The organism is Streptomyces sp. NPDC046557, from assembly GCF_040645975.1.
Classification (GTDB): domain Bacteria; phylum Actinomycetota; class Actinomycetes; order Streptomycetales; family Streptomycetaceae; genus Streptomyces.
Window position 1 is genome coordinate 407,159 of sequence record NZ_JBEYZH010000002.1, and the last position, 20,588, is coordinate 427,746.

20 protein-coding genes and 2 pseudogenes are annotated in these 20,588 nt (G+C 73.5%); 10 read left to right on the top strand and 12 right to left on the bottom strand.

Annotation, left to right across the window (positions count from 1 at the left end):
* Window positions 1-2: 2 nt before the first annotated feature.
* From ABZ934_RS07065 to ABZ934_RS07080, 4 genes and pseudogenes are all read right to left on the bottom strand, one after another.
* Window positions 3-410, bottom strand: coding sequence for a GntR family transcriptional regulator (locus ABZ934_RS07065; RefSeq protein ID WP_361309444.1), 408 nt, complete (start codon window positions 408-410; stop codon window positions 3-5).
* A gap of 374 nt (window positions 411-784) precedes the next feature.
* A complete protein-coding gene (locus tag ABZ934_RS07070; RefSeq protein ID WP_361309446.1) occupies window positions 785-1,039 on the bottom strand; it encodes a hypothetical protein in 255 nt (84 codons plus the stop codon).
* Window positions 1,040-1,224: 185 nt separating this feature from the next.
* Window positions 1,225-3,618, bottom strand: coding sequence for a helicase-associated domain-containing protein (locus ABZ934_RS07075; protein ID WP_361309448.1), 2,394 nt, complete (start codon window positions 3,616-3,618; stop codon window positions 1,225-1,227).
* 177 nt (window positions 3,619-3,795) lie between these two features.
* Window positions 3,796-4,413 (bottom strand): annotated as a pseudogene (locus tag ABZ934_RS07080) (phosphoribosyltransferase family protein); the annotation flags it as partial.
* Between the two features lie 181 nt (window positions 4,414-4,594).
* On the opposite strand from ABZ934_RS07080, the gene ABZ934_RS07085 reads away from it, so the two are divergent.
* Both ABZ934_RS07085 and ABZ934_RS07090 read left to right on the top strand, forming a co-directional pair.
* Window positions 4,595-5,578 carry an XdhC family protein gene (locus ABZ934_RS07085; protein ID WP_361309450.1) on the top strand — a complete coding sequence of 328 codons (984 nt, stop codon included), beginning with the start codon at window positions 4,595-4,597 and terminating at the stop codon, window positions 5,576-5,578.
* A 121-nt stretch (window positions 5,579-5,699) separates the two neighbouring features.
* Window positions 5,700-6,140, top strand: coding sequence for a DUF6479 family protein (locus tag ABZ934_RS07090; RefSeq protein ID WP_361309452.1), 441 nt, complete (start codon window positions 5,700-5,702; stop codon window positions 6,138-6,140).
* A 58-nt stretch (window positions 6,141-6,198) separates the two neighbouring features.
* On the opposite strand, the gene ABZ934_RS07095 is transcribed toward ABZ934_RS07090, so the two are convergent.
* Both ABZ934_RS07095 and ligD read right to left on the bottom strand, forming a co-directional pair.
* Window positions 6,199-7,128 (bottom strand): ATP-dependent DNA ligase, encoded by a 930-nt coding sequence (locus ABZ934_RS07095; RefSeq protein WP_361309454.1) that lies wholly within the window; start codon window positions 7,126-7,128, stop codon window positions 6,199-6,201.
* Window positions 7,125-8,009, bottom strand: a complete 885-nt coding sequence (gene ligD / locus ABZ934_RS07100) for a non-homologous end-joining DNA ligase (protein ID WP_361309457.1) — start codon at window positions 8,007-8,009, stop codon at window positions 7,125-7,127. The genes ABZ934_RS07095 and ligD overlap by 4 nt, the downstream gene beginning before the upstream one ends.
* Before the next feature lie 31 nt (window positions 8,010-8,040).
* Here ligD and ABZ934_RS07105 point away from each other — a divergent pair, with 31 nt between their 5' ends.
* Entirely contained in the window at window positions 8,041-9,144 is a 1,104-nt protein-coding gene (locus ABZ934_RS07105) for a Ku protein (RefSeq protein WP_361309459.1), read from the top strand.
* A 173-nt stretch (window positions 9,145-9,317) separates the two neighbouring features.
* Here the strand turns inward: ABZ934_RS07105 and ABZ934_RS07110 are convergent, their stop codons facing one another.
* Entirely contained in the window at window positions 9,318-10,115 is a 798-nt protein-coding gene (locus ABZ934_RS07110) for a nuclease-related domain-containing protein (protein WP_361309461.1), read from the bottom strand.
* Between the two features lie 186 nt (window positions 10,116-10,301).
* Between ABZ934_RS07110 and ABZ934_RS07115 the strand changes: the two genes are divergently transcribed.
* The 3 genes and pseudogenes from ABZ934_RS07115 (at window position 10,302) to ABZ934_RS07125 (ending at window position 12,955) form a co-directional block, all read left to right on the top strand.
* A complete protein-coding gene (locus ABZ934_RS07115) occupies window positions 10,302-10,883 on the top strand; it encodes a hypothetical protein (protein WP_361309464.1) in 582 nt (193 codons plus the stop codon).
* Window positions 10,884-11,037: 154 nt separating this feature from the next.
* The gene (locus ABZ934_RS07120; RefSeq protein ID WP_361309467.1) at window positions 11,038-11,715 is read left to right on the top strand and encodes a hypothetical protein; all 678 of its coding nucleotides are present in this window, start codon (window positions 11,038-11,040) and stop codon (window positions 11,713-11,715) included.
* Window positions 11,712-12,955: pseudogene (locus ABZ934_RS07125) on the top strand (HAMP domain-containing sensor histidine kinase). Before ABZ934_RS07120 ends, ABZ934_RS07125 begins: the two are co-directional and overlap by 4 nt.
* Window positions 12,956-13,026: 71 nt before the next feature.
* Here the strand turns inward: ABZ934_RS07125 and ABZ934_RS07130 are convergent.
* The 3 genes from ABZ934_RS07130 to ABZ934_RS07140 are packed head-to-tail and all read right to left on the bottom strand — an operon-like array spanning window position 13,027 to window position 14,979.
* Complete coding sequence (locus tag ABZ934_RS07130; RefSeq protein WP_361309470.1) at window positions 13,027-13,293, bottom strand: hypothetical protein; 267 nt, start codon at window positions 13,291-13,293, stop codon at window positions 13,027-13,029.
* A 10-nt stretch (window positions 13,294-13,303) separates the two neighbouring features.
* Window positions 13,304-14,020 carry a helix-turn-helix domain-containing protein gene (locus ABZ934_RS07135; protein ID WP_361309473.1) on the bottom strand — a complete coding sequence of 239 codons (717 nt, stop codon included), beginning with the start codon at window positions 14,018-14,020 and terminating at the stop codon, window positions 13,304-13,306.
* A gap of 29 nt (window positions 14,021-14,049) precedes the next feature.
* A complete protein-coding gene (locus tag ABZ934_RS07140) occupies window positions 14,050-14,979 on the bottom strand; it encodes a diiron oxygenase (protein WP_361309475.1) in 930 nt (309 codons plus the stop codon).
* A gap of 180 nt (window positions 14,980-15,159) precedes the next feature.
* Here ABZ934_RS07140 and ABZ934_RS07145 point away from each other — a divergent pair, with 180 nt between their 5' ends.
* A complete protein-coding gene (locus ABZ934_RS07145) occupies window positions 15,160-16,281 on the top strand; it encodes a ferritin-like domain-containing protein (RefSeq protein ID WP_361309478.1) in 1,122 nt (373 codons plus the stop codon).
* 483 nt (window positions 16,282-16,764) lie between these two features.
* The gene (locus tag ABZ934_RS07150) at window positions 16,765-17,016 is read left to right on the top strand and encodes a hypothetical protein (protein ID WP_361309481.1); all 252 of its coding nucleotides are present in this window, start codon (window positions 16,765-16,767) and stop codon (window positions 17,014-17,016) included.
* Window positions 17,017-17,060: 44 nt separating this feature from the next.
* On the opposite strand, the gene ABZ934_RS07155 is transcribed toward ABZ934_RS07150, so the two are convergent.
* A complete protein-coding gene (locus ABZ934_RS07155) occupies window positions 17,061-18,044 on the bottom strand; it encodes a helix-turn-helix transcriptional regulator (RefSeq protein ID WP_361309484.1) in 984 nt (327 codons plus the stop codon).
* 136 nt (window positions 18,045-18,180) lie between these two features.
* Here ABZ934_RS07155 and ABZ934_RS07160 point away from each other — a divergent pair, with 136 nt between their 5' ends.
* Window positions 18,181-18,678 carry a hypothetical protein gene (locus tag ABZ934_RS07160; protein ID WP_361309486.1) on the top strand — a complete coding sequence of 166 codons (498 nt, stop codon included), beginning with the start codon at window positions 18,181-18,183 and terminating at the stop codon, window positions 18,676-18,678.
* A gap of 84 nt (window positions 18,679-18,762) precedes the next feature.
* The gene (locus tag ABZ934_RS07165) at window positions 18,763-19,368 is read left to right on the top strand and encodes a response regulator transcription factor (protein ID WP_361309489.1); all 606 of its coding nucleotides are present in this window, start codon (window positions 18,763-18,765) and stop codon (window positions 19,366-19,368) included.
* A 95-nt stretch (window positions 19,369-19,463) separates the two neighbouring features.
* Here the strand turns inward: ABZ934_RS07165 and ABZ934_RS07170 are convergent, their stop codons facing one another.
* Window positions 19,464-20,573 carry a 3-dehydroquinate synthase II gene (locus tag ABZ934_RS07170; RefSeq protein ID WP_361309491.1) on the bottom strand — a complete coding sequence of 370 codons (1,110 nt, stop codon included), beginning with the start codon at window positions 20,571-20,573 and terminating at the stop codon, window positions 19,464-19,466.
* Between the last annotated feature and the right edge of the window lie 15 nt (window positions 20,574-20,588).

The following is a 20,588-nucleotide window of genomic DNA, read 5'->3' on the forward strand; positions in this document are numbered from 1 at the left end:
GTTCAGGCGGCGCTGCTGACGAATCTTCCTACCCCGTGCTGGGCCCTTACGTGCCCGGCCGTCTCCAGCTCCCGGACGGCACGGCGCACCGTCCCGCGGGAAACACCGTAGGTGTCGGCCATCGCTGCCTCGCTGGGCAGGCGGGCGCCGGCGGGGAGGGCACCCTCGCGGATCTGCTTCAACAGGTCCGCCATGATCTGCTCGTACGGTGCGCGCCCGGCGCCCCCGGGGAGCTGTCGGCCGACCCCGGCGACGGTGGCGACATCCCCCGTCTCCTCCAAGGCGCGCAAGGCTCGCCGCACGGTCGTACGGGCTACTCCGAACTCGCGCCCGATCTCGGCCTCGGACGGCAGACCGTCCGCGTAGCGTCCCTCAGCGATCCTGGCTCGCAGCGACTCCGAGACGAGCAAGTACGTTCCTCGTGGACTGGCCTGCGGCACGCAGCCTCCCTTTCCCGGGCCTTGACGGCGGTGGTTAACCACCCCAGCTTCGCACGCTGGGGGCCTCCCGCCGAGGCCCCGGCACGCACGCCAGCGCCCATCGCTGAGTGCCCCGCGCACGGTATGCGATAGAGATCGGTCCGGATGGGGGCGCCCGGCAGGGAAACACCAGGTCAGCGCATGTTTCCGGGGTGCCCTTGGCATGCCCTCCGGAGCCGTGTGCGCAGGTTCGAATCCTGCCGGGGGCACTTCGCAGGAAGTGCCCAAAGACCCCGCCATCAGCGAGTTCGCTGAGACGGGGTCTTCGCGTATGCGCGGCCGACTGGCGGGCTGCTGGGTGTTCGTCAGGGGGGCGGCTCCGTGAGCGGGGCGTCGCTGTCGGCGCGGAGGTAGAGGCGCGTGACGCCCGGTGGGAACTCGTGGGCGTAGACCTTGGTGCAGAGCCGGAGGGATCCGCCTTCAGGGGTCTTCGTTTCGCGAGGGCAGACGCTGGTGCTGCGCATGCTTTCGACCAAGGTCTCGGGTTCGGGCAGGCCGAGGTGGGTGAAGGCGTCGTCGCGGGAGTAGCCCGGTGGTTCCGGGTGCCGGTTGCCGGACATTTGGGTGTCCTCTCGGCGGAGCGGCCGTAGTAACCGGTCAGCCGGCAGCACTGCCGCTCGGGCCCGGCCGGCTGCCGCAGCCCGAACGTGACCGTCAGGAGCGTGCCCAGGACACCGAGAGCGCACAGGCCCGAGAACACCCAAGCGGCGGTGGCGAGGTGCGAGGTCCGCTGCACCGGACCGCCTTACGCGGGGAGGTGGGCGCTCGGGGGGAGGGGTGGGAGGAGGCTCGGGGCGCGGGGGGATGGGGGGCGGGTGAGGAGGGGGGTGCCCGTGGCGGATTCCTGGGTGGGGGCGTAGCCGGCCGCGCGGAGGGTGGCGAGGGTTTCCTCGGGCGGGGCCGTGGAGGTCAGGACGGTCGGGGCGATGCGGCGCAGGCCCAGCTTGGACAGGCCGCGGGCGTGGACCACCTCGGCGAGCAGGCCCGTGTCGTCGGAGCGGATGCAGCAGCCGGAGCGGACGACCTTGAGGCGGCCGTGGGTGCGGGCGGCGTCCTTGATCGTGTACGCGAGTGGTTGCGGGAGCGGGGTGCCGCCCTCGCTCACGGCGGTGAGGCGGTCGAGGAGTTCGTCGGCGCCCCAACCGGCGTCCAGGGCCCTCCGGATGGAGGCCGCCGTGATCCGCCAGACCACCGCGTGGCCCTCGGACTCGATGTCGCCGACGGTGGACAGGAGGTCGCAGAGGGCGGGCTCGGGCGCGCCGGTGACGGTGGCGGTCTGGTCGCTCTGGAAGCGGGCGGTGGAGCTGGGCTCGGGCAGGGCCGCGTACAGGGCCTCGCGCAGCTCGGTCACCGCGCGGGCCAGGTCGGGGCGGGCGGTGAGGTCCGCGCCCAGGCCGTCGGAGCCGCGGCCGGCCGGGTCGGCGCCCGCGCCGGGGACGGCGGGGTAGTGGCGGGCGCCGCCCGCCTCCAACACCCGGCACAGGGCCCGGCCGACGGGGGTGAGCGCGCCGTGCGAGACGACGCCGAGCAGCGTCGCCTCGGCCAGGGTGGCCACCAGTCGCTCGGGCAGGTCGTCGTCGGTTTCCGCGTGGTTGCCCAGGGGCGGGACGAACCACTCCGCCAGGTTGAGGAGTTCGGCGTGACCCCGCCTGGCCGCGTCCCGGCCGCAGCCGTCGGGGAGGGTGGCGAGGGCCCGGAGCACTCCGGTCCGTAGGCGCACGGCGGACTCGTCCTGCGGGTTGATCAGCGCGACCGGGGTCTCCTCCGGGTCCGGCCAGTAACTCAGGAGGGCCGGGATAACGGCCCAAGTGACCAGCAGCGGCAGGAGCTTGCCGGCGGCCGGGGCGGCGGCCCAGGCGTCGTAGCGGTCGCTGGGCAGGAGCCGGACCCCGGGCTGCGGGGCGTGAGGGGTCTTCGCGCGGCGGCCGGGCGCGGCGGGGGCCGGCTCCCGATGCGGTGCGGCGAGGCCGGCGTTGACGGCGAGGTCGAGCCACAGCCGGGTCTGGGCCTCGTCCGCCCCGGCCGCCTTGGCCAGCCGACGGGTGTCGCGTACGGCGATGCCCCCGGCCTTGCGGATCGCGACCGGCTCGGCGGCGAGCGCCCGCAGGACGAGTCCGGCCCGCCAGGCGGCGGAAGCGGCGGCCGCTCCTGCCTCCGCCTCCCACCCCGGGGCCGGCCGTGCGGTGACGGTGAGCGGTTCGGGCTCCAGCCGGGGGTTGGGTGCGGAGTCCTCGCCGCGCAGCGCGCGGGCGACCTCGTACGGCAGCTCCACCAGGTCGTGCCCGACGGGGATCAGCAGCCCGCGCGCGGCCAACCAGTCGGTGTCCGGGTCCCCGCTGCCGCTCGCCCGGAAGACGTACTTGGTGTCGGGGCCCGCGTACTGGGACCCGTACCGGCCGACGAAGCAGTGCGTGCGCAGCAGCGGCGGGCCGGGTACCAGGGCGTCCAGCATGTCCCGCGCCCCGGCCGGGGCCCCGGCAACCAGGGCCCGTACCCGGTCCGGGTCGCCGAGGAGGGCGGTGATCATGTCCTGGGCCCGGTCGCGGGTGCGGTTCGCGGCTTCCCCGCCGAAGAGGTCGGCGGCGATCCGCTTGATCTCGGGGGCGTTGTAGGCGGCGGTCAACAGGTGTGCGACGGGGCGGCCGTATCCGTCGAAGTCGGTGGCCCGGACGTGCAGCAGTGCGGGCAGCGCCAGCCGGCCGGCGGGGGCCGGCAGCAGCAGTGCGCGCTCACGCAGTCGGGCGAGGGCGCGCTCCGCGCGCTGTCGCTCCTCCCCCGGTTCGAACCAGGCCAGGACCTCCCGCTCGGCCACCATCCGGTCCGCGGGCTCCACCCGGACGACGGGCCGGTGCTGCTGCCAGGGGTACCGGACGGCGCCCTCGGGCTCCTCGGTGGCGGGGCCGTACCGCTCCAGGGCGAGGGCGGCGACCGAACCCAGCAGATCCAGCTCCCCGCGGTCGCACGCCAGGAGACCCCGGCCCACGGACAGGTCGGAGAGCAGGTGGTCCGCGAGGGCGGGGAGGGTGTCGATCGGACGGGGCCCGGCGGCGCGCGGCAGGTCCCGCTCTTCCAGCAGGGCGGTCAGCCGCCGGTCGTCGAGGGTGCCGAGCCATGTGGCGAGAGCGGTACGTGCCTTCACACGATCAGCCTAGGGCGGATCGCCTGCTCTTTGGGGTGAATCCGGAGCGGGGCCGGGGGGTCCGGGGGTGTCGGGGAGGCCGGGGGGTCCGGCGGTGTCCGGAAGGCCGGCGGCATCGGGAAGGCCGGGGGCATCCGGAAGGCCGGCGGCATCGGGAAGGCCGGGGGCGTCCGCCGTCAGCAGGCTGATGACCTGACTGTCCGGGGTCTGGGAGAAGTCGCGGTACCACTGACCCACGGAGGAGAAGCCGGGCGGGGTGGTGAGGCAGACGAGTTCGTCCGCCGCGGCGGCGAGGCGGGTGGCCGCCTCCGGTGGGGCCACGGGGGTGGCCATGACGACGTGGCTCGCACCCTGCGCGCGGACGACCTCGCAGGCCGCCGCCGCGGTGGCGCCGGTGGCGATGCCGTCGTCGACCAGGATCGCCGTGCGGCCCGCGACGGGCAGGCGGGCACGGCCCGCGCGGAAGCGTCGGGCCTGGTCGGCGAGTGCGGCGCGCTCCGCCCGTTCGACCGCCGCCATGTCCTCGGGGCGGAGCCGGGCACGGCGGACGACGTCCTCGTTGACGACCCGTACGCCACCTTCGCCGAGGGCGCCGAACGCCAGCTCGCGGTGGCCCGGGACGCCCAGCTTGCGTACGACGATCACATCGAGCGGGGCATCGAGCGCGCGGGCCACGTGGAAGGCCACCGGGACGCCGCCCCGGGGCAGGCCGAGCACCACCGGGTGCCGGGGTCCGTAGCGGCGCAGGGCTTCGGCCAGGCGGCGGCCGGCGTCGTCGCGGTCGTTGAACAGCACCCTTCGAACCAACGCCTCCCGGCGGTGTGGCGCAACTCGTACGAAGGAGGTGGTGCCGGGTCTGTGGGTTTTGGGGGATGGGTAGGCGTAAGCCGTGTGCGTAGGTTGACAAGAAAGCCACCCGGCGCCGCTGACCAGGCGCTTTGTGGCGGGCTCTGACGACGAGGATGGGGCGGACGCGATGCGTGAGCTGGTGGAGACGGCGCGGCGGTGGGTGGCCGAGGGGCGGGACGGGTACCTGGCACGGCCCGTCACCGAGCAGGGATTCGGGCCGCGCGACCCCGCCGGGGCGGTGCTCGTGGACGCCCGGGGCGACTGCGTCGGGGCCCTGTACCGGGGGGTGTTCGACGCCGAACTCGTCGCCGAGGCCCGGGTGATGGCGGCCGGCGAGACCGCGCGGGTGTGCGAGGTCTCCGTCGGCGCCGGGGAGGCGGTGGAGGCGAAGCTGACCTGCGGCGGGCAGGCGGAGGTGCTGCTCCAGCCGCTGTCGGCGATCCCGGCCGAGTGGTGGGAGCAGCTCGGCGCGGGGCACGGCGTGGCGCTGGTGACCCGGTTGAACGAGGCCGCGGACCGGGCGGTGAGCGAGGTCGTAGGGGCCGTCGACGCCCCGGCCGACGACGCCGCGCGGCGGGCCGGTGAGCTGCTGCGCACGCGGCGGCCGGGGCGGGACGCGCTGTACGCGGGCTCGGGGCTGGTGCTGGTGGAGGCGTACCCGTCGGAACCGCAGGTGGTGATCGGCGGTTCCGGTGAGCTCGCGGAGCTCATCGCGCGGCAGGCGACGCTGCTGGAGTGGGGCGCGGTGACGGTCGAGTCGGCGGCCGAGGCGGAGAAGGTGCTGGGCGCCCACCGGGACGCCGCCTGCCTGGTGCTGCTCAGCCACGACCCGGAGTTCGACGTGCCGGCGCTGCGCACCGCGCTCGCGCTGGGCATCCCGTACGTCGGTGCGCTCGGCTCCCGCCGGACCGCCGCCCGGCGCCGCGACGGGCTGCTGGCGGCCGGGGTGACGGAGGCCGAGCTGGCCCGGGTGCACGGGCCGATCGGCCTCGACCTCGGGGCGCGGACCCCGGCGGAGACGGCCCTGGCCATCTGCGCGGAGATCCTCGGGGTGCTCGGGGGCCGGGACGGCGGGGGGCTGCGGGACTCCGAAGGACCGCTGCGGGGGTAGCCGGGCTCTCGGCTTCCGGGAGAGCCCGGGGCGGGTGGCGGCCGCGTGTCCCGGACGGGTTCTCCCCACCTTGGGTGAATAGATCAGGTCAATACGCACGAAGAGGAGGAAAATAGTACGTATGAACATGCTCGCCTCGGACGACGTACCGAATTCCGTTTGGTTCCTCTTCGTCGGGTTCTTCATCGTCGCGTTCCTCCTCGCCGCCTTCAAGCTGGGCCAGCGGGTGCGTGCCAAGGAGCCCCCGCCGCCCACTGCCGAGAGCCACCCGCACCTGCCCGACGGGGGCGCCGTGTACGAGGTGCGGGAGGAGCGGGACCCCGTGGAGTTCCCCGAGGGCGGCCTGCGCCCGCACGAGATGCAGGGCTTCGGCAACTTCGGGTCCACCACCTCCGCCCACCCGGACGAAGTCCGCGCTGCCCGGGAATCGGGGTACCAACACTCGCACCCGCACGCCGGCCAGCGGCCGTCCTCCGAGGTCACCGAGCCTCCGCCGCCCGCGCCGCCGACCCCGCCGGAGCCGCCGGTGGCCCCGCCGCACGGGGGGACGGACCACACCTGACGCCGCCCGCCCCGGACCGCCCGGACGGACCTCTGACCGCGCTGCCGCGAGGCGCGCGTCAGAGGTCCGTCCGCAGTCGGAGCACCTCCGGCGGCGGATGGCGCAGCGAGGTGTGCCGGACCTCCGCCGCCAGCGGCGGATCGAGGGGACGGTAGGCCACCTCTCCCAGCCCGACGGCCGTGACGGTGGCCGGACCCTGTGCCCCCGCCCCCGCCTCCGCCGTCGACTCCGCCGGCGCCTCGCCCGTACGGGCGGCCAGGGCCTCGGACAGCTCCCTGCGCAGGGGCGCCGACAGGGGGCTCGACACGAGGGGCGCCTCGTCGTCGCCCGGCACGAGCAGCACCAGCGCCGCCGGCCGGCGCGACGTACCGGTGTAGCCGATCACCGCCGCGTCCCGGACGTCGGTGTGCCGCAGCTTTTGCCATGCGCGCCGGCCGGCCGGGTAGGACTGGTCCAGCCGTTTGACGACCAGGCCCTCGATCCCGCTGGCGGGCAGCGTCTCGTACCAGATCGCGGCCAGCTCCGGATCGGTCGTCATCGGCACCGGCTGCAGGGGCGGCCCGAGCGGAAGCAGCAGGTCCACCAGGAGCGCCCGACGCCGTTCGTACGAGCGGCCGCGCACGTCGACTCCGGCCAGCTTTAGGACGTCGAACGCCGCGTACGAGGCCGGCAGGCTCTGCGCGAGCGCCGGGGCGCGGGTCGCCGTCGCCGCCGCCCGCCGCTGGACGAGGGCGAAGTCCGTCCGCCCGTCGTGCCAGACCACCACCTCACCGTCGAGGACGGTCCCGGCGGGCAACCGCTCCGCCGCCCGGGCCAGGTCGGGGAACGCGCTGGTCACGATGCGGCCGGAGCGGGCCTGGAGCACCACGCCGTCCGCACCGCGCAGGATGACGAGACGGTGGCCGTCGAACTTCGGTTCGTACGCCAGACCGGGCGCCCGCGGCAGGGTCCGTACGGTGGCGGCGAGCGCGACCCGGACCCGGCTCACGGCAGGGCCCCGGCCTGCCCGGGGTCGGTGAGCGGGGCGAAGAGGTCACCGTCGCGGGCCAGCCGGGGCGCGATGTCATCGGCGAGGAACACCAGGTCGGAGGGGTGCGCGCAGGCTTCCACCTCCGCCCAAGAGAGGGGCGCGGAGACCGTCTGGCGGGCGCGGGCGCGCAGGGTGTAGGGCGCGGCGGTGGTCTTGGCGGCGGCGTTCTGGCTGTGGTCGACGAAGACCTTGCCGGGTCTCAGCGCCTTGGCCATGCGGTGCACGACGAGCTCCGGTAGGTCCCGTTCGGCCTCCTGGGCGAGCCGCTTCGCATAGGCGGACACCCGCGCCGAGGCGGTCGGCTCCAGGGGCGCGGACAGGTGCAGCCCCTTGGCGCCGGAGGTCTTCGGGTAGGCGTGCAGGCCGTCGGCGGCGAGCCGGTCGCGCAGCCAGAGGGCGGCGGCGCAGCACTCCACGACGGTGGCGGGCGGGCCGGGGTCGAGGTCGAGGATCAGCCGGTCGGCGACGGCCGGGCTGCCCGCCGTCCACTGGTGGACGTGGAACTCGACGACGAGGTTGGCGGCCCACATGAGAGTGGGCATGTCCGCGATGACCACCTGTTCGGCGGACGGGTCCTCCGAGCGCGGGACCGGGCTGGTCCGCACCCATTCGGGGGTACCGGGCGGCGGGTTCTTGGTGAAGAAGAGCTGCCCGTCGGGGCCGTCGGGGTAGCGCAGGAACGACACCGGCCGGTTGTGGACGTGGGCCAGCAGGGGCTGCGCGACGGTGGCGTAGTAGTGCAGCACCTCGCCCTTGGTGAAGCCGGTCTCCGGGTAGATGACCTTGTCCAGGTTGCTGAGCGCGATGCGCCGCCCCTCCACCATGGTGATCGGCGTCATACGATGAGATTGCCACGAAACGGGAGGAACTGTGCGATCCATCTGGAATGGGGCGATTTCCTTCGGCCTGGTCAGCATTCCGATCAAGCTCGTGAACGCCACCGAGAGCCACGCGATCTCGTTCCGCCAGATCCATGTGACCGACGGCGGACGGGTGCGGTACCGCAAGGTGTGCGAGCTGGACGGCGAGGAGGTGTCGGCCGCCGAGATCGGCAAGGGGTACGAGGAGGCGGACGGCTCGATCATCCCGATCACGGACGAGGACTTGGCGCGGCTGCCGATCGCCACGGCCAAGACGATCGAGATCGTGTCGTTCGTACCGGCCGACGAGATCGATCCGCTCCAGATGGACGCGGCGTACTACCTCGCGGCGAACGGTGCGACGGCGGCGAAGCCGTACACGCTGCTGCGGGAGGCGCTGAAGCGGAGCCGGAAGGTGGCGATCGCGAAGTTCGCGCTGCGGGGGCGGGAGCGGCTGGGGATGCTGCGGGTCGTCGACGACGTGATCGCCATGCACGGACTGCTGTGGCCGGACGAGATCCGCCGCCCGGAGGGGGTGGCGCCGGAGACGTCGGTGACGGTACGGGACGCCGAGCTCGACCTGGCGGACGCGCTGATGGCGACACTGGGCGAGGTGGACATCGAGTCGCTGCACGACGACTACCGCGGGGCCCTGGAGGAGATGATCGCGGCGAAGGCGGGCGGGGCGTACGAGCCGGCCGAGGCCATGGCGGAACCGGCCGGGCAGGTGATCGACCTGATGGCGGCGCTGGAGCGGAGCGTGCAGGCGGCGAAGGCGTCGCGGGGGGAGGGCGGTGGCGTTCCCGCGGAGGCCGGGGCCGGGTCGGGGGCCGGGTCGGGGGCCGAGGCGGACGTGACGCCGATCCGGCGGAAGGCCGCCGCCGCGCCCAAGGCGGTGGGCGGGAAGAAGTCCACGGCGACCTCCGGGTCGGGGGCGGCGAAGAAGACGGCGTCGGGGCGGAAGTCCACGTCGGCGTCGTCGTCGGCCTCCGCGAAGAAGACGGGGTCGGCCGGGGGCAAGTCGGGCGGTACCAAGTCCACGGCGGCGGCGGCGAAGAAGACGGCGGCGTCCGGCAAGAAGGCGGCGACACCGCGCAAGCGGCGCTCGGCCTGAGCCCGTGCCCTGGCCGGGTCGTCAAGCGGGCCTCCGCGAGGGGTTGCCCGGTGCGCCGGACGGGGTCGATGTCGCCTCAAACTCCCCCGGCTACCGCTGGGAGGTGCCCCAACGGGGCTGGGGTGGCTGCGCCCGGGGGCCGGCGTGGGGTGGTCGGGCGTGGGGTGGGGGTGTTACGGGAGCCAGGTTGTCGTGTCGCGGGCCAGGGAGAAGAGGGTGTCCGGGTCCGGGGGTTTGAGGGTGGGGGTGGCCGTCGTGAAGTAGGGGGCCGCCGTGGGGGGTTGGAGGACGAGGATGTCGCGCAGAGTGGGGGCCGCCTCGACCGTGGAGGCGTCGACCACCGCCACCACCGGGGTGACCGGCGTGCGCAGGGCGAGCGCGGCGTGGGCCGCCGCGCCGCGGATGTGGCGTACGTCGGGGCGGGGGTCGGCGCGGCCCACCGTGACCAGCAGGTCGCCGACCCGGACCCGCCGGCGCCCTCCCGCCACCGTGGCGACGCAGAACACCCCGGCCGGCCCGATCAGCAGGTGGTCGATCAGGCGGCCGTCCGGGAGCGGCACGGCGTGCAGGACCCGCCAGTCCATCGCTTCGAGGGCGTCCAGCTCCGACCCCATCAGTTCCCGGGCCTCCAGCTCCCGGCGCAGCCGGTGGCGGGCCCGGGTGCCCGGTGAGCCGTACGCGAGTTCCCCCAGCAGCGGTTCACCCGGGCGGTTCGGGGCCAGGTCCCGGTCCGGGGGAAGGGCCAGCCGGAGCCGTTCGGCGGGCGTGGGCACCGGCGGCGGCCCGACGGCCGGTTCACCGCGCAGGTAAGGGCGCAGGGCGGCCAGCACCGCCTCGCGGCGGGCCTCCTCCAGCAGGCTGATCCGGTTGGCGCGCCGGTCGTACCAGGCCACCGCCCGGCCGTCCGGCAGGTTGACGAACAACCGGCCGCGCCCGGGCCGTCCGCTCGGCAACACCGTGAGTCCGCGCATCGCCCTCACCCCCGGCGTCCATGGGAACAGGCGGTGCGCCGCCCGGCAATCCCCCGTAGGCGGCGCGTTGTGTAACGACTCCTACGGGACGCTGTCGGCCCACCGTTACAAGGCCATGGCCCTACCGCAACGGCGCGCCCCTACGTTGGGACGTCCTTGGCCGAGCCCGACCGCAGGAGGAGTTCCGTGACCACCGTCAGCCGCCGCACCCTCGTGCGCGCCGCCGCCGTGACCGTCTGCGCCGGCGCCCTGCTCACCGCGCCGACCGCCGCCGCGCTCGCCGAAGGGCTGCCGGCCGCCTCGGCCGGGGCGCGGACCCTGGTGAGCAACCTGTCCCTGGCCGACGGCCGCTCCACGGCCCTGGTCTACCGGCTCCCCGGGGACATGTACGAGGCCGACGTGCTGCGCGACGGCGCCCGCGTGGCGTCGCTGACCAGCCGTCCCGGCGCCCCCGCCACCGGTCAGACGCAGGGCCTGCACATCGCGTTGCGGGCAGACGGCCGGCTCTCGTCCTGGGTCGGCGCCATCGCCCCCGGGCCGGGCGGGCACGCGTTGGCCGGCGACGGGCACAAGACCGCGACCCGCGGCCGGCCGGTCTCCGCCGCCGTGGCGCCGCGGAGCGCGGCCGTCGAGGCGCTGCGCTCGTACGCCGTGCCGGACGGGCCCGGCAACGGGGCGCTGCTGCTCGCCGCGGGCGGTGGAATCGCGGCCGTCGGCGCCGCCGGGCTGGGCTTCGCGATGCTGCGGCGGGGTCGTACGGACGCCTGACGCCCGCGCGCCCGGTCACCTGCGCTTCCCACGGGCGACGCTCCCCGGCCGCCCGGGCGTCGCCCCCGTGTACGGGCGAACCCGGACCGGGTCGGCCTAAGGTTGGCGGGAAACCAACCTTCACCCCCGACCGTGTCAGAGGAGGCCCGCCGCTGTGCGCACGCTCGCCTTCCGCACGGTCATCGGGCTGCTCCTGCTGCCGCCGCTGGCGGCGTGCGGCGATCCGGGCGGGCTGGTCTCCGCCGGTCCGACCCCGACGGCGAGCGGGCCCGTACGACTGTGGCCGTGGCGCGAGGGCGCCGACGTACCGCCCGCCCCGCCAGGGGGCGTGCCGCCGGTGTACGTGCAGGGCTTGGCGCCGGTGCACGACCAGAACGTGCACGAGGTGGACGCGGTGGCGCTGGTGCGGGCGGATCTGCGCGCCCACCGGGGCGCCGTGGTCGGCGCGGACGGGATGCCGAAGGAGACCGCCGACGCGATCGGGGCCTGCGGGACGGAGGCCTCGGAGCGGTGCCCGGTGCTCGACCCGTACTACCGGGACCTCACCGGGAACGGGAAGGACGAGGTCGTCGTCGGGATCGAACTGCCCGACCACATGATGTCCGTACGCGCCTACACGGCCGACCCGGACGGACGGCTCAACCGGATCATGGCGACCACCGAGACCGTCATCGGCGTCGAGCTGGCCGGTCAGAACGTGGTGCTGCGCGTGCCGAGCGGGCATCCCGGATACGAGCTGATCAGTACGTGGTCGTGGGACGACAAGCAGCGGAGCATGCTGCCGACGCGCGAGCAGATCGTACGGGTGCCGGCGCGCCCGCGGACGTCATGAGGGCCCGGCTGCCCGCGTGGACCGCCCGGCTCACCTGGAAGTCGGCGTGCTTCATCGTGGTCATGTGCTGTGCGCTGGCGGCGGCGCTGGGCGCGCTCGTGCACGTCGAGGTCACCCGACAGACGGTGTCGAACGCGCGCGACCGCGCCCTGGAGAAGCTGGGCGACGCCACGCGCGCGTACGAGGCGGGCGAGGCGCTGCCGCCGCGTTCGTCGCTGGACCCGGCGGGCCTGCCGGAGGCGCTGCGGCGGCTGGCGGTGGGCGGACTGCGGGGCACGGTGGTGGCCGAGTACCGGGGGCGGCAGGTCATGTGGGCGGCGGGACCGGCGGACGGACGGGCCCTCGCGACGGCCGTGGACTACAGCCAGGCGGCGCGCACGATCAGCGGGCTGGACCACGCGATCATCGGCTCCTCGGTGCTGGCGATCGGCGGCACGCTGCTGTTGGGCGCGTTCGCGGTGCGGCGGGTGACGCGGCGGCTGCACCAGACGGCCACGGTCGCGCGGCGGATCTCCCAGGGGGACCTCGACGCGCGGGTGGGCGATCCCCGGACGCAGGACGCCTCGCGCCACCAGGACGAGGTCGCGACGGTGGCGGGCGCGCTCGACACGATGGCGGCGACGCTCCAGGGCAAGCTGGAGCGCGAACAGCGGTTCACGGCGGACGTCGCGCACGAGCTGCGGACGCCGCTGACCGGGTTGCAGGCGGCGTCGGAGTTGCTGCCCGAAGGGCGGGCGACGGAGTTGGTGCGGGAGCGGGTACGGACGATGCGGGGGCTGACGGAGGACCTGCTGGAGATCTCGCGGTTGGACTCGGGCCGCGAGGTGGTGGAGACGGACCTGCACCAGTTGGCGCGGCTGGCGCGGCGCGTGGTGCGGGCGTCCGGGACGCCGACCGAGGTGGTCGTGGTGCGGGACGCGCTGGTGGAGACGGACCGGCGGCGGCTGAGCGGGTGCTGGGGAACCTGGTGGCGAACGCGCACCGGCACGGGCGCGAGCCGGTCGTCCTGACGGTGGACGGGCCGGTGGTGACGGTACGGGACCACGGCGACGGGTTCCCGGAGTACCTGATGACGCGGGGACCGCAGCGGTTCCGCAGCGCGGGGGCGGGGTCCCGGGCCGGGAAGGGGCACGGGCTGGGGCTGACCATCGCGGTCGGCCAGGCCGGGGTGATCGGGGCGCGGCTGGAATTCTGCCGGGCGGAGGGGGGCGGGGCGGAGGCGGTGCTGCGGTTGCCGTAGCCCCGGCCGGGCGTTGAGCGGGGCCCCGCGGGGGTTGCCCGGTCCGCCGGGCAACCCCCGCGGAGGCCCGCTTAACGACCCGGCCGGGCCCACGGCCAGCGAACGCGGGGGCGGGTGCCCTCTGGGCGGAAGGTGTACTTCCAGCCCTTCTGGAGGCCCAGGCGTTTGGTCTGGCCCGCCGGGACCCGTTCGTACAGCAGGACCGTCGGTGCCGCCCCGTCCGGGTCGGGGACCGGGATCTCGTACCACTTCGGCGGGTGGCCGGTCGGGCCCAGCAGGATCGGCAGGGACCGGCCGTCCATGGGACCGCCCTCGAACGGGGTGGATTCGCTTCTCACCCCTCCAGTGTCACAGCAGGTGGGCCGCTTCGGAGACCACCGGGATCACCCGCCGGGCCAGCACCCCGACCGGGCCGTCCGCCGCTTCCAGGGCCAGGGCGGCCCGCGCGGCGGCGGCCGTCTGGGGGTCGGTGGCGGCGGTGGCGGTGAGGAGGGCGATGAACTGGTCCACCAGCCAGTCGCGGAGCGAGCCGACCTCCGGCTGCTTGCCCTCGTCGATCCAGTTCAGCGAGGCTCCTTCCACCGCCGTGATCCAGGTCCGCACCATCATCCGCAGCCGCGGCCCGGGGTCCGGGACGGCGAGGTGCACGAGGATCTGTTCGGCCGCCGCGCGGCGGATGCCGTCCACGGTCGCCGTCGTACGGGAGGTCTCCACGACGCTGCCGCCCTGGAGCAGCGCCGCGAAGCCGGTGTCGTGTTCGTCGACGAAGGCCAGGTAGCGGTCCAGGGCCCGGGACAGCCGCTGGGTGAGGGGCCCGGCCTGGGGCTGCGCGAAGCACTGTTCCAGCAGTTCCGCCGCCGAGCGCAGGGCGGCCTCGTAGAGCTGCTGCTTGCCGCCGGGGAAGTAGCGGTAGACCAGCGGGCGCGAGACCCCGGCGGCCTCGGCGACGTCGTCGAGGGACACCTCCTCGGGCGCCCGGTGCGCGAACAGCGACAGGGCCGCGTCGAGGAGTTGGGCCCGACGCTCCTCGACGCTCAGCCTGCGGTACGCCCGTACGGTCGTCATGCCCGCAGGGTAACCCCGGGCGGCGGGGGTCAGGCGAGGAGTCCCGAGCTGCGCCAGAGCCTGCGGCCGACGCCGCGCAGGACGCCGATGTCGTCGAGGAAGTCGGTGAGCCGTTTGGCTCCGGTCTGCATGACCTCCCGCCGGTGGCCGCTGGCCTTGACCTGGGCGACGGCTTCGCGCCGGTCCAGGCCGACGTTCTCGTAGACCTGGGGGTTGACGAAGGCCAGCGAGAAGACGCGGGCGGCCTCGCCGCAGCTGATGCGGGTGAGTTCCTGCTCCCAGCGCGGGGCGGTCAGCATCTGGCGGCGCAGTTCCTCGCGGGCGTAGCGGACGTGTCGGGCCTCTTCGATGACGTGGATGCGCGTGACCCCGCGCACGAGCGGCTGGATGCGCTCGTCGGGGAAGGTCAGGCGCTGCATCCAGTCGAGGATCTCCTCGCCGAGGAGGGTGCAGGCGAAGGAACCGGGGGTGGTGGAGACGGTCTTGAGGACGCGGGCGAGGTTGTGGTGGGTGCGCGAGACCGGGTAGGCGGGGGTGTCGGCCTTGCGGATCATCCGGGCGAACATCATGGAGTGCCGGCATTCGTCGGCGATCTCGGTGAGCGCGTAGCGGACGTGGTTGCTGACCAGCGACTTGTCGTAGATGTGCCGGACGAGCAGCTGCATCAGGATGATCTCGAACCAGATGCCGAGGGAGCCGAGCGCGGCCGCCTCGTGGCGGGAGAGGTCGATGCGCTGCTCCTCGCCCATCTTCTTCCACAGCGGGGTGTCGTAGAGCGAGAGCAGTTCGGGCGGCCAGTAGTACTTGCCGTCGATCGGCGGGGCGTCCCAGTCGAGTTCCCTGTCGGGGTCGAAGGAGTGCTTGGCCGATGATTCGAGCAGTCGTTCGGCCGTCTCCTCGCGGTCTTTGAGGAGGCCGAGCGCGTCCCTCGGCGCTGCTCGATCGGTCACGGTCGTCATGGCTTCGGACACCTCGCTCGTCGAGTTACCGGCGGTCACTGCTTATGAGACTGCTTGTCAGCAAGACCGTCAATCCCCTGGGCGCGACTTGTTGACCCCGCGTCTAGCAACGTGTGACGCTGCGGACGGTGGCCAACTGTGCAGTCCGGTACGCGAGTACATGAGACCGAGGGGGCGTCAGTGTCGACGCACGAGCTCTACACCAAGGACCCGGGCGAGGGCGTCTGGCAGGTTCCGGCCTCCGGCGCCGCCCGCTTCAGCTGGGAGTACGACGGAGGCCGGGAGCGGTTGCTCGCCCTGTACCAGAAGGGCAAGGACAAGCAGTGGGACGGCGCCAAGCGCATCGCGTGGGACCTGGAGGTCGACCCGTACGACCCGCTCGGCACGCCCGACGAGGCGCTGACGCTCCACGGCACCCGTTACTGGGCCAAACTCACCGACAAGGACAAGGGCGAGTTGCGCCGCCACTACGCGGCCTGGAACTTCAGCCAGTTCCTGCACGGGGAGCAGGGGGCGATGGTGTGCGCGGCGCGCATCGTCGAATCCGTGCCGGACCTGGACGCGAAGTTCTACTCTGCGACCCAGACCATGGACGAGGCGCGGCACGCGGAGGTCTTCGGGCGCTTCCTGCACGAGAAGGTCGGGACGCTCTACCCGATCAACGACAGCCTCCGGGGGTTGCTCGACGACACGCTGCGCGACTCACGCTGGGACATGCCGTACCTGGGCATGCAGGTACTGATCGAGGGGCTGGCGCTGGCGGCGTTCGGGATGATCCGCGACACGACCGACAAGCCGCTGCCCAAGCAGATCCTGGCGTACGTGATGCAGGACGAGGCCCGGCACGTGGCGTTCGGGCGGATGGCGTTGCGGGACTACTACAAGCAGTTGACGGACGCCGAGCTGCGCGAACGCGAGGAGTTCGTGATCGAGGGCTGCTACCTGATGCGGGACCGGCTGCGCGGGGTGGAGGTACTGGAGAACTTCGGCGTCCCGAGGAAGGAGGCGGAGGAGTTCAGCGAGCGGTCGGAGTTCCTGCACCTGTTCCGCAGGCTGCTCTTCAGCCGGATCGTGCCCTGCGTGAAGGACATCGGGCTGTGGGGTGACCGGCTGCAGCGGGCGTACGAGGAGATGGGCGTCTTCGAGATGGGCGACTCCAACCTCGACCTGTTGATGAGCGAGGACGAGGAGATCGCCGAGGCCCTGGATCGCGAGCGGTTCGCGGCCGAGGAGCGGGAGCGGGTGGCGGAGGTCCGGTCCGCCATCGAGGAGGGTGCGGGGGGCGGCACCGCGAGCGCCTGAGCGCGGCCCCGACCGTCACCCGGCACGGCTCCACCACGATTCCAGGGTGACTCCGGTGGGGTTCGACCGGCACTCCGGTGACGATCGGGCCCCGGTCGAGCGGAACTGCGGCTTCACAGCACCGGGAATCACCCGCCGCCCCACCCGTACCCCAGCGGCAGTCCGTCGAGAACCCGCCGGCAGTATCCCGGCAGTTCCGGGGCACAAGCTGCCGCACCCGCCCCCACCTGCGGTTCTCTGCCCGTGACCGGCAAATGTCGGGTCACGGGCGGGCAGCCTCCTGCCAGGCAGCTTCCTGGTCGCGCCAAACCTGGGCCCGAGGGCCCCGGGGGTGATTTCCTTTGGTCATGCGGTCGAGGGCCTCAGGAACCCGCCGACAGCACGGACGCCACAGAACACCACGGGCGCCCCGCAACGCAGCACCTCCCGCTCGAAGCAGGAACAGCCGCACCGCACCTTTCTTGTCTATGGGGGACAAAAACCATGATTTCCATCGCTCGCTGTACCGCCGTTGCCACCACCGTCGCCGCGACCGCGCTGAGCGCCCTGCTCTGGGCCGCGCCGGCCGAGGCCGCCGGGCCCTCCACCACCGCGGTCGTCACCGGCACCGACGACTTCGTCTGGGGCGGGGCGACGCACCTGGTGCCCGAACTGCCCTGCGGCGACCTTCACTTCCCGCAGTGCCTCGGCGACAACCCGGACGACTTCGTCTGGGGCGCCCCGCAGAAGCCGTGAACACCGCCGCGATCCCGCCGGTGGCGTCGGCCGCGGCCCCCGTCTCAAATCCACTCGCGGCGGGCCGCCAGCACCCCGGCTTCGAAGCGGCTCGACGCCCCGAGACGGTCCATCAGGTCGGCCACCATGCGCCGTTCGGTGCGCACGCCGATCCCCAGGGCCCGCGCCACGGCCTCGTCGGTGAGACCCGTGGCGAGCAGGCGCAGCAGCTTGCGCTCCTGCGGCGTCAGTCCGACGGCGCCGGTCTCGCCGGGGTTGTCGAAGGAGCTCGAATGCTCCCAGTACGCCTCGAAGAGCGCCCGCATCGCCAGGACGACCGGCTCGCTGCTGAACAGCAGGGCGGACGGTCGGGCCTGGCCGGGCAGGCCCGCGACGATCGCGGCCGTGGTGTCGACGATGAGCAGGCGCATCGGCAGCGTGGGCGACGTCCGCACCTCGCAGTTGCGCTCGGCCATCCACTGGGCGTGGCTCTTGGTCACGCGGTCGTTGGCCACGCTGTCCAGGTAGATGGTCCGGAACCGCACGCCGCGGGCCAGGGCGCGCTCGTTGAGCGGCCGGCCGGCCTCGATGGACTCCTTGGTGACCGTGTTGACCGGGTGGAAGGCAAGCGCCTCCCGCGTGCACGACTCCGAGAGCGATTCGAGGCGGATGCGGATGTCATCGACGGAGTCCAGGTGTTCCGTTCCGTCGAGCGTGCCGGACCAGTTCGAAGCCGTGTACTCCGCCGCGAGCGCGGCCAGCGCGGCACGGCTCTGCTCGATCCGCTGCTGCCGCGAGGCCAGTTCGCGCTGCTCCCGCTGGAGCAGCACTTTCAGGCCGAGCGAGGGGTTGACCGGGCGCAACCGTCCCGGTGCCTCCCGCGACGAGGCGAGCAGGGAAAGCTGGGCCAGTTTGTCCAAGGCCCGTTGCACCTCTTCGGCCGTACTGTCAAGCAGTTCGGCCAGCTTCTCAGGGTCGTGCTCCCGGTGGAAAAGAATGGCCCGGTACACGCCCAACGCTTGCTGATCAAGTTCAAAAACCTCGTCCACGTGGCGTTCTCCCCGTATTCGAACCACGCCTGAACGGCATCCCGCACGGTACCCCGTCGTCCTTTGTCCTCGACAGGTGGATACGACTTCAGGCCGGCCTCGTCGCAGGCAACTGCCCATCCCTAGGGGGTTTCTCGTGTCCCACTCAGTGCCCTCGGCCGACTTGCCGCTGGCCCGCGACACCGTTCTGGTGGTCGACGCGACCATCGGAATCGGCCGGGTGCTCACCCGTCGGCTGTGTCTGGCCGGGGCGTCCGTCGCCGTGGTGGGCGTGGGGCACCGGGAACGCGCGGACGACGCCGCGGCCAACGCGGCCTTCCTCTGCAAGGAGCTCGTCGCACTGGGGCTGGTGGCGCTGCCCTACCGGGCGGACGTGGACCGGCCGGAGACGGTGCGGGAGTTGCCGGCGCAGATCGCGGCGGACCTGGGGCCCGTCACCGCGGCCGTCGTGGTACTGGCCCCGGCCTCGGCCGGCCGCACGCTGGTCGAGCTGTTCCGGGGTGCGTCGGGGTTGTTGTCGGGGGCGTTGCCGCCGGGGGCGCGGCACATCGAGGTCCGGCTGTCCGAGGACGTGAGCCACGAGGAGCTCGCCGAGTCCGTGCTCTCCCGGCTGCTCGCCTCCGGGCCGCGCTGAGTCCGCGAGGAGCCCTGTCGCACCACTGCCCGGCCGTAACCGGCCGGTCCGCACCGTCTGTCATCGAGTCCCGGGGGTCGTGTCATGTCCGTACGAGTCGTCATCGCCGGCGATCACCAGCTTGTCCTGGAGGCGTTCGCCGAAACACTCAACCGGGCCGAGGGGCTGGACGTCGTGGGGCTCGCCACGGCGCCGGAGGCGGTGCTGCCCGCCGTCGAGCGGCACCGTCCCACGGTTCTGTTGCTCAGCGAGAGCACCATGGGCGGCGGGGCGTTGAAGGTGGCCACTGAGGTCCGCTCGCTGCACCCGTGGTGCGGGGTGGCGCTCATGGTGGGCGCGGCCACCCCGGCGGTGGTCGAACGGGCCGTGGCGGCGGGCGCGTTGGGGCTCGTACCGAAGAACGCCCGGATCCCGCAGCTGATCACCACGCTGATGGGGGTCGCGGGCGGCTGTCTCACCGTGGACCCGACGCTGATGAGACCGCCGGTCGACACCGACACGGCGCTGAGCGTGCGGGAGATGGACGTCCTACGGCTGACGGCGGGCGGAGCCACGGTGCGGGAGATCGCGGGGGAGCTCTACCTGGCCGCGGGCACCGTACGCAACGTGACCTCCGCGGCGATGAAGAAGCTCGGCGGTCGCAACCGCTTCGACGCGGCGCGGATCGCCGGGGAGCACGGGTGGCTGTGAGACCCGGCGGGCCCACCGGGCCCGCGCGCACGCCGGCCCCGGCACGGAGCGTGCCGGGGCTAGACGGGATGCCGCGCGCGCTGGTCGCGCGGGTACTACTTCTCCAGGCAGAACTCGTTGATCGGGTAGCCGACGTGGCGGTCCGCCGTCGGCAGGTGCCCGAGGATCGTGTCGCCCGGCTTGAGTTCGGTGCTGTTGAGTACGGACGCGCCGGGGCCGAGGACCCGTACGTGCCAGTCGTCCTGGAGGATCAGGTTGACCGCCTGCCCGTTCGGCGCGACCGCGTCGATGGAGATGAGCGGCCGGGTCTCGATCTTGACGCGGCCGACGCTGACCGGACGGGTGCGCCCGGCCACGTCGACGGCCAGGACGGTGCTGCCCGCGTGCAGTTCGCTGAGGTAGTTCGTCCGGCCGCCCTGCGAGACGGTGTACGAGTGCAGCGCGCCGGCGTTGACCCGGAAGGGACGCGTCGGCATGTACGGCAGCGGGTGGGTCTCGCTGACGCAGAGCACCATGCCCTTGGAGTGCGAACCGACCAGGATGCCCTCGTCCTTGCGGAAGTGGGTCGTGGTGTCGACGCAGGCGCGGTCTCCCATGCCGATGTGCGTGGCGGCCGTGACGGTCAGTTCCACCAGGGAGATTTCGCCGCTACGGGAGGTGGCCGCGGTACGGAGCGCGGTGGCGTCGCCGACGTGCGAGCCGGGCATGAGGACGCCGTCCGAGCCGAGTTCGAGGACGCCGTAGACGATCTCGGCCTCCTCCTGGTCCGCGGCCGTGGTGATGATGGAGCCGGGGGCGCCGGACGCGGCGGCGATGACGATCTCCAGCGGGATCTTCGTGGGGTCGCGGAAGCGCAGGACGCTCCACGCCTCCAGGCGGGCCGAGAGGCAGGCGTCCTCCAGCGAGTCCGCGTCGATGATCTCGACGTACCGTCCGAACTCCACGTCCGGGTGGGCCAGGGCGAGTTCGGCGCGTGCCTCCTTGCCGCCCGGGACGACCACCAGGTCGGCGGCGCCGAGGTCGGCCGGGACCTGGCCGTCCTCGAAGAGCAGGATCTTTTTGACGGTGGGGGGCAGACCGTCGAAGACGGCCGGGTCGGCGGCGACCACGCCGTCGATCTTCTGGTGCAGCGCCTCCTCGACTACGGCCGCGGTGGCGGGACCGGCGTCGCGGATGTCAAGCCAGCAGAGTTTGGCGTCCGACATGATGCGGACCTCCTG

Excerpts from the sequence above, each read along its gene's own strand:
- ABZ934_RS07070 (WP_361309446.1), bottom strand. The coding sequence starts at position 1,039 with ATGTCCGGCAACCGGCACCCGGAACCACCGGGCTACTCCCGCGACGAC.
- ABZ934_RS07085 (WP_361309450.1), top strand. The coding sequence starts at position 4,595 with ATGCGTGAGCTGGTGGAGACGGCGCGGCGGTGGGTGGCCGAGGGGCGG.
- ABZ934_RS07090 (WP_361309452.1), top strand. The coding sequence starts at position 5,700 with ATGAACATGCTCGCCTCGGACGACGTACCGAATTCCGTTTGGTTCCTC.
- ligD (WP_361309457.1), bottom strand. The coding sequence starts at position 8,009 with ATGACGCCGATCACCATGGTGGAGGGGCGGCGCATCGCGCTCAGCAAC.
- ABZ934_RS07110 (WP_361309461.1), bottom strand. The coding sequence starts at position 10,115 with ATGCGCGGACTCACGGTGTTGCCGAGCGGACGGCCCGGGCGCGGCCGG.
- ABZ934_RS07135 (WP_361309473.1), bottom strand. The coding sequence starts at position 14,020 with ATGACGACCGTACGGGCGTACCGCAGGCTGAGCGTCGAGGAGCGTCGG.
- ABZ934_RS07140 (WP_361309475.1), bottom strand. The coding sequence starts at position 14,979 with ATGACGACCGTGACCGATCGAGCAGCGCCGAGGGACGCGCTCGGCCTC.
- ABZ934_RS07150 (WP_361309481.1), top strand. The coding sequence starts at position 16,765 with ATGATTTCCATCGCTCGCTGTACCGCCGTTGCCACCACCGTCGCCGCG.
- ABZ934_RS07165 (WP_361309489.1), top strand. The coding sequence starts at position 18,763 with ATGTCCGTACGAGTCGTCATCGCCGGCGATCACCAGCTTGTCCTGGAG.
- ABZ934_RS07170 (WP_361309491.1), bottom strand. The coding sequence starts at position 20,573 with ATGTCGGACGCCAAACTCTGCTGGCTTGACATCCGCGACGCCGGTCCC.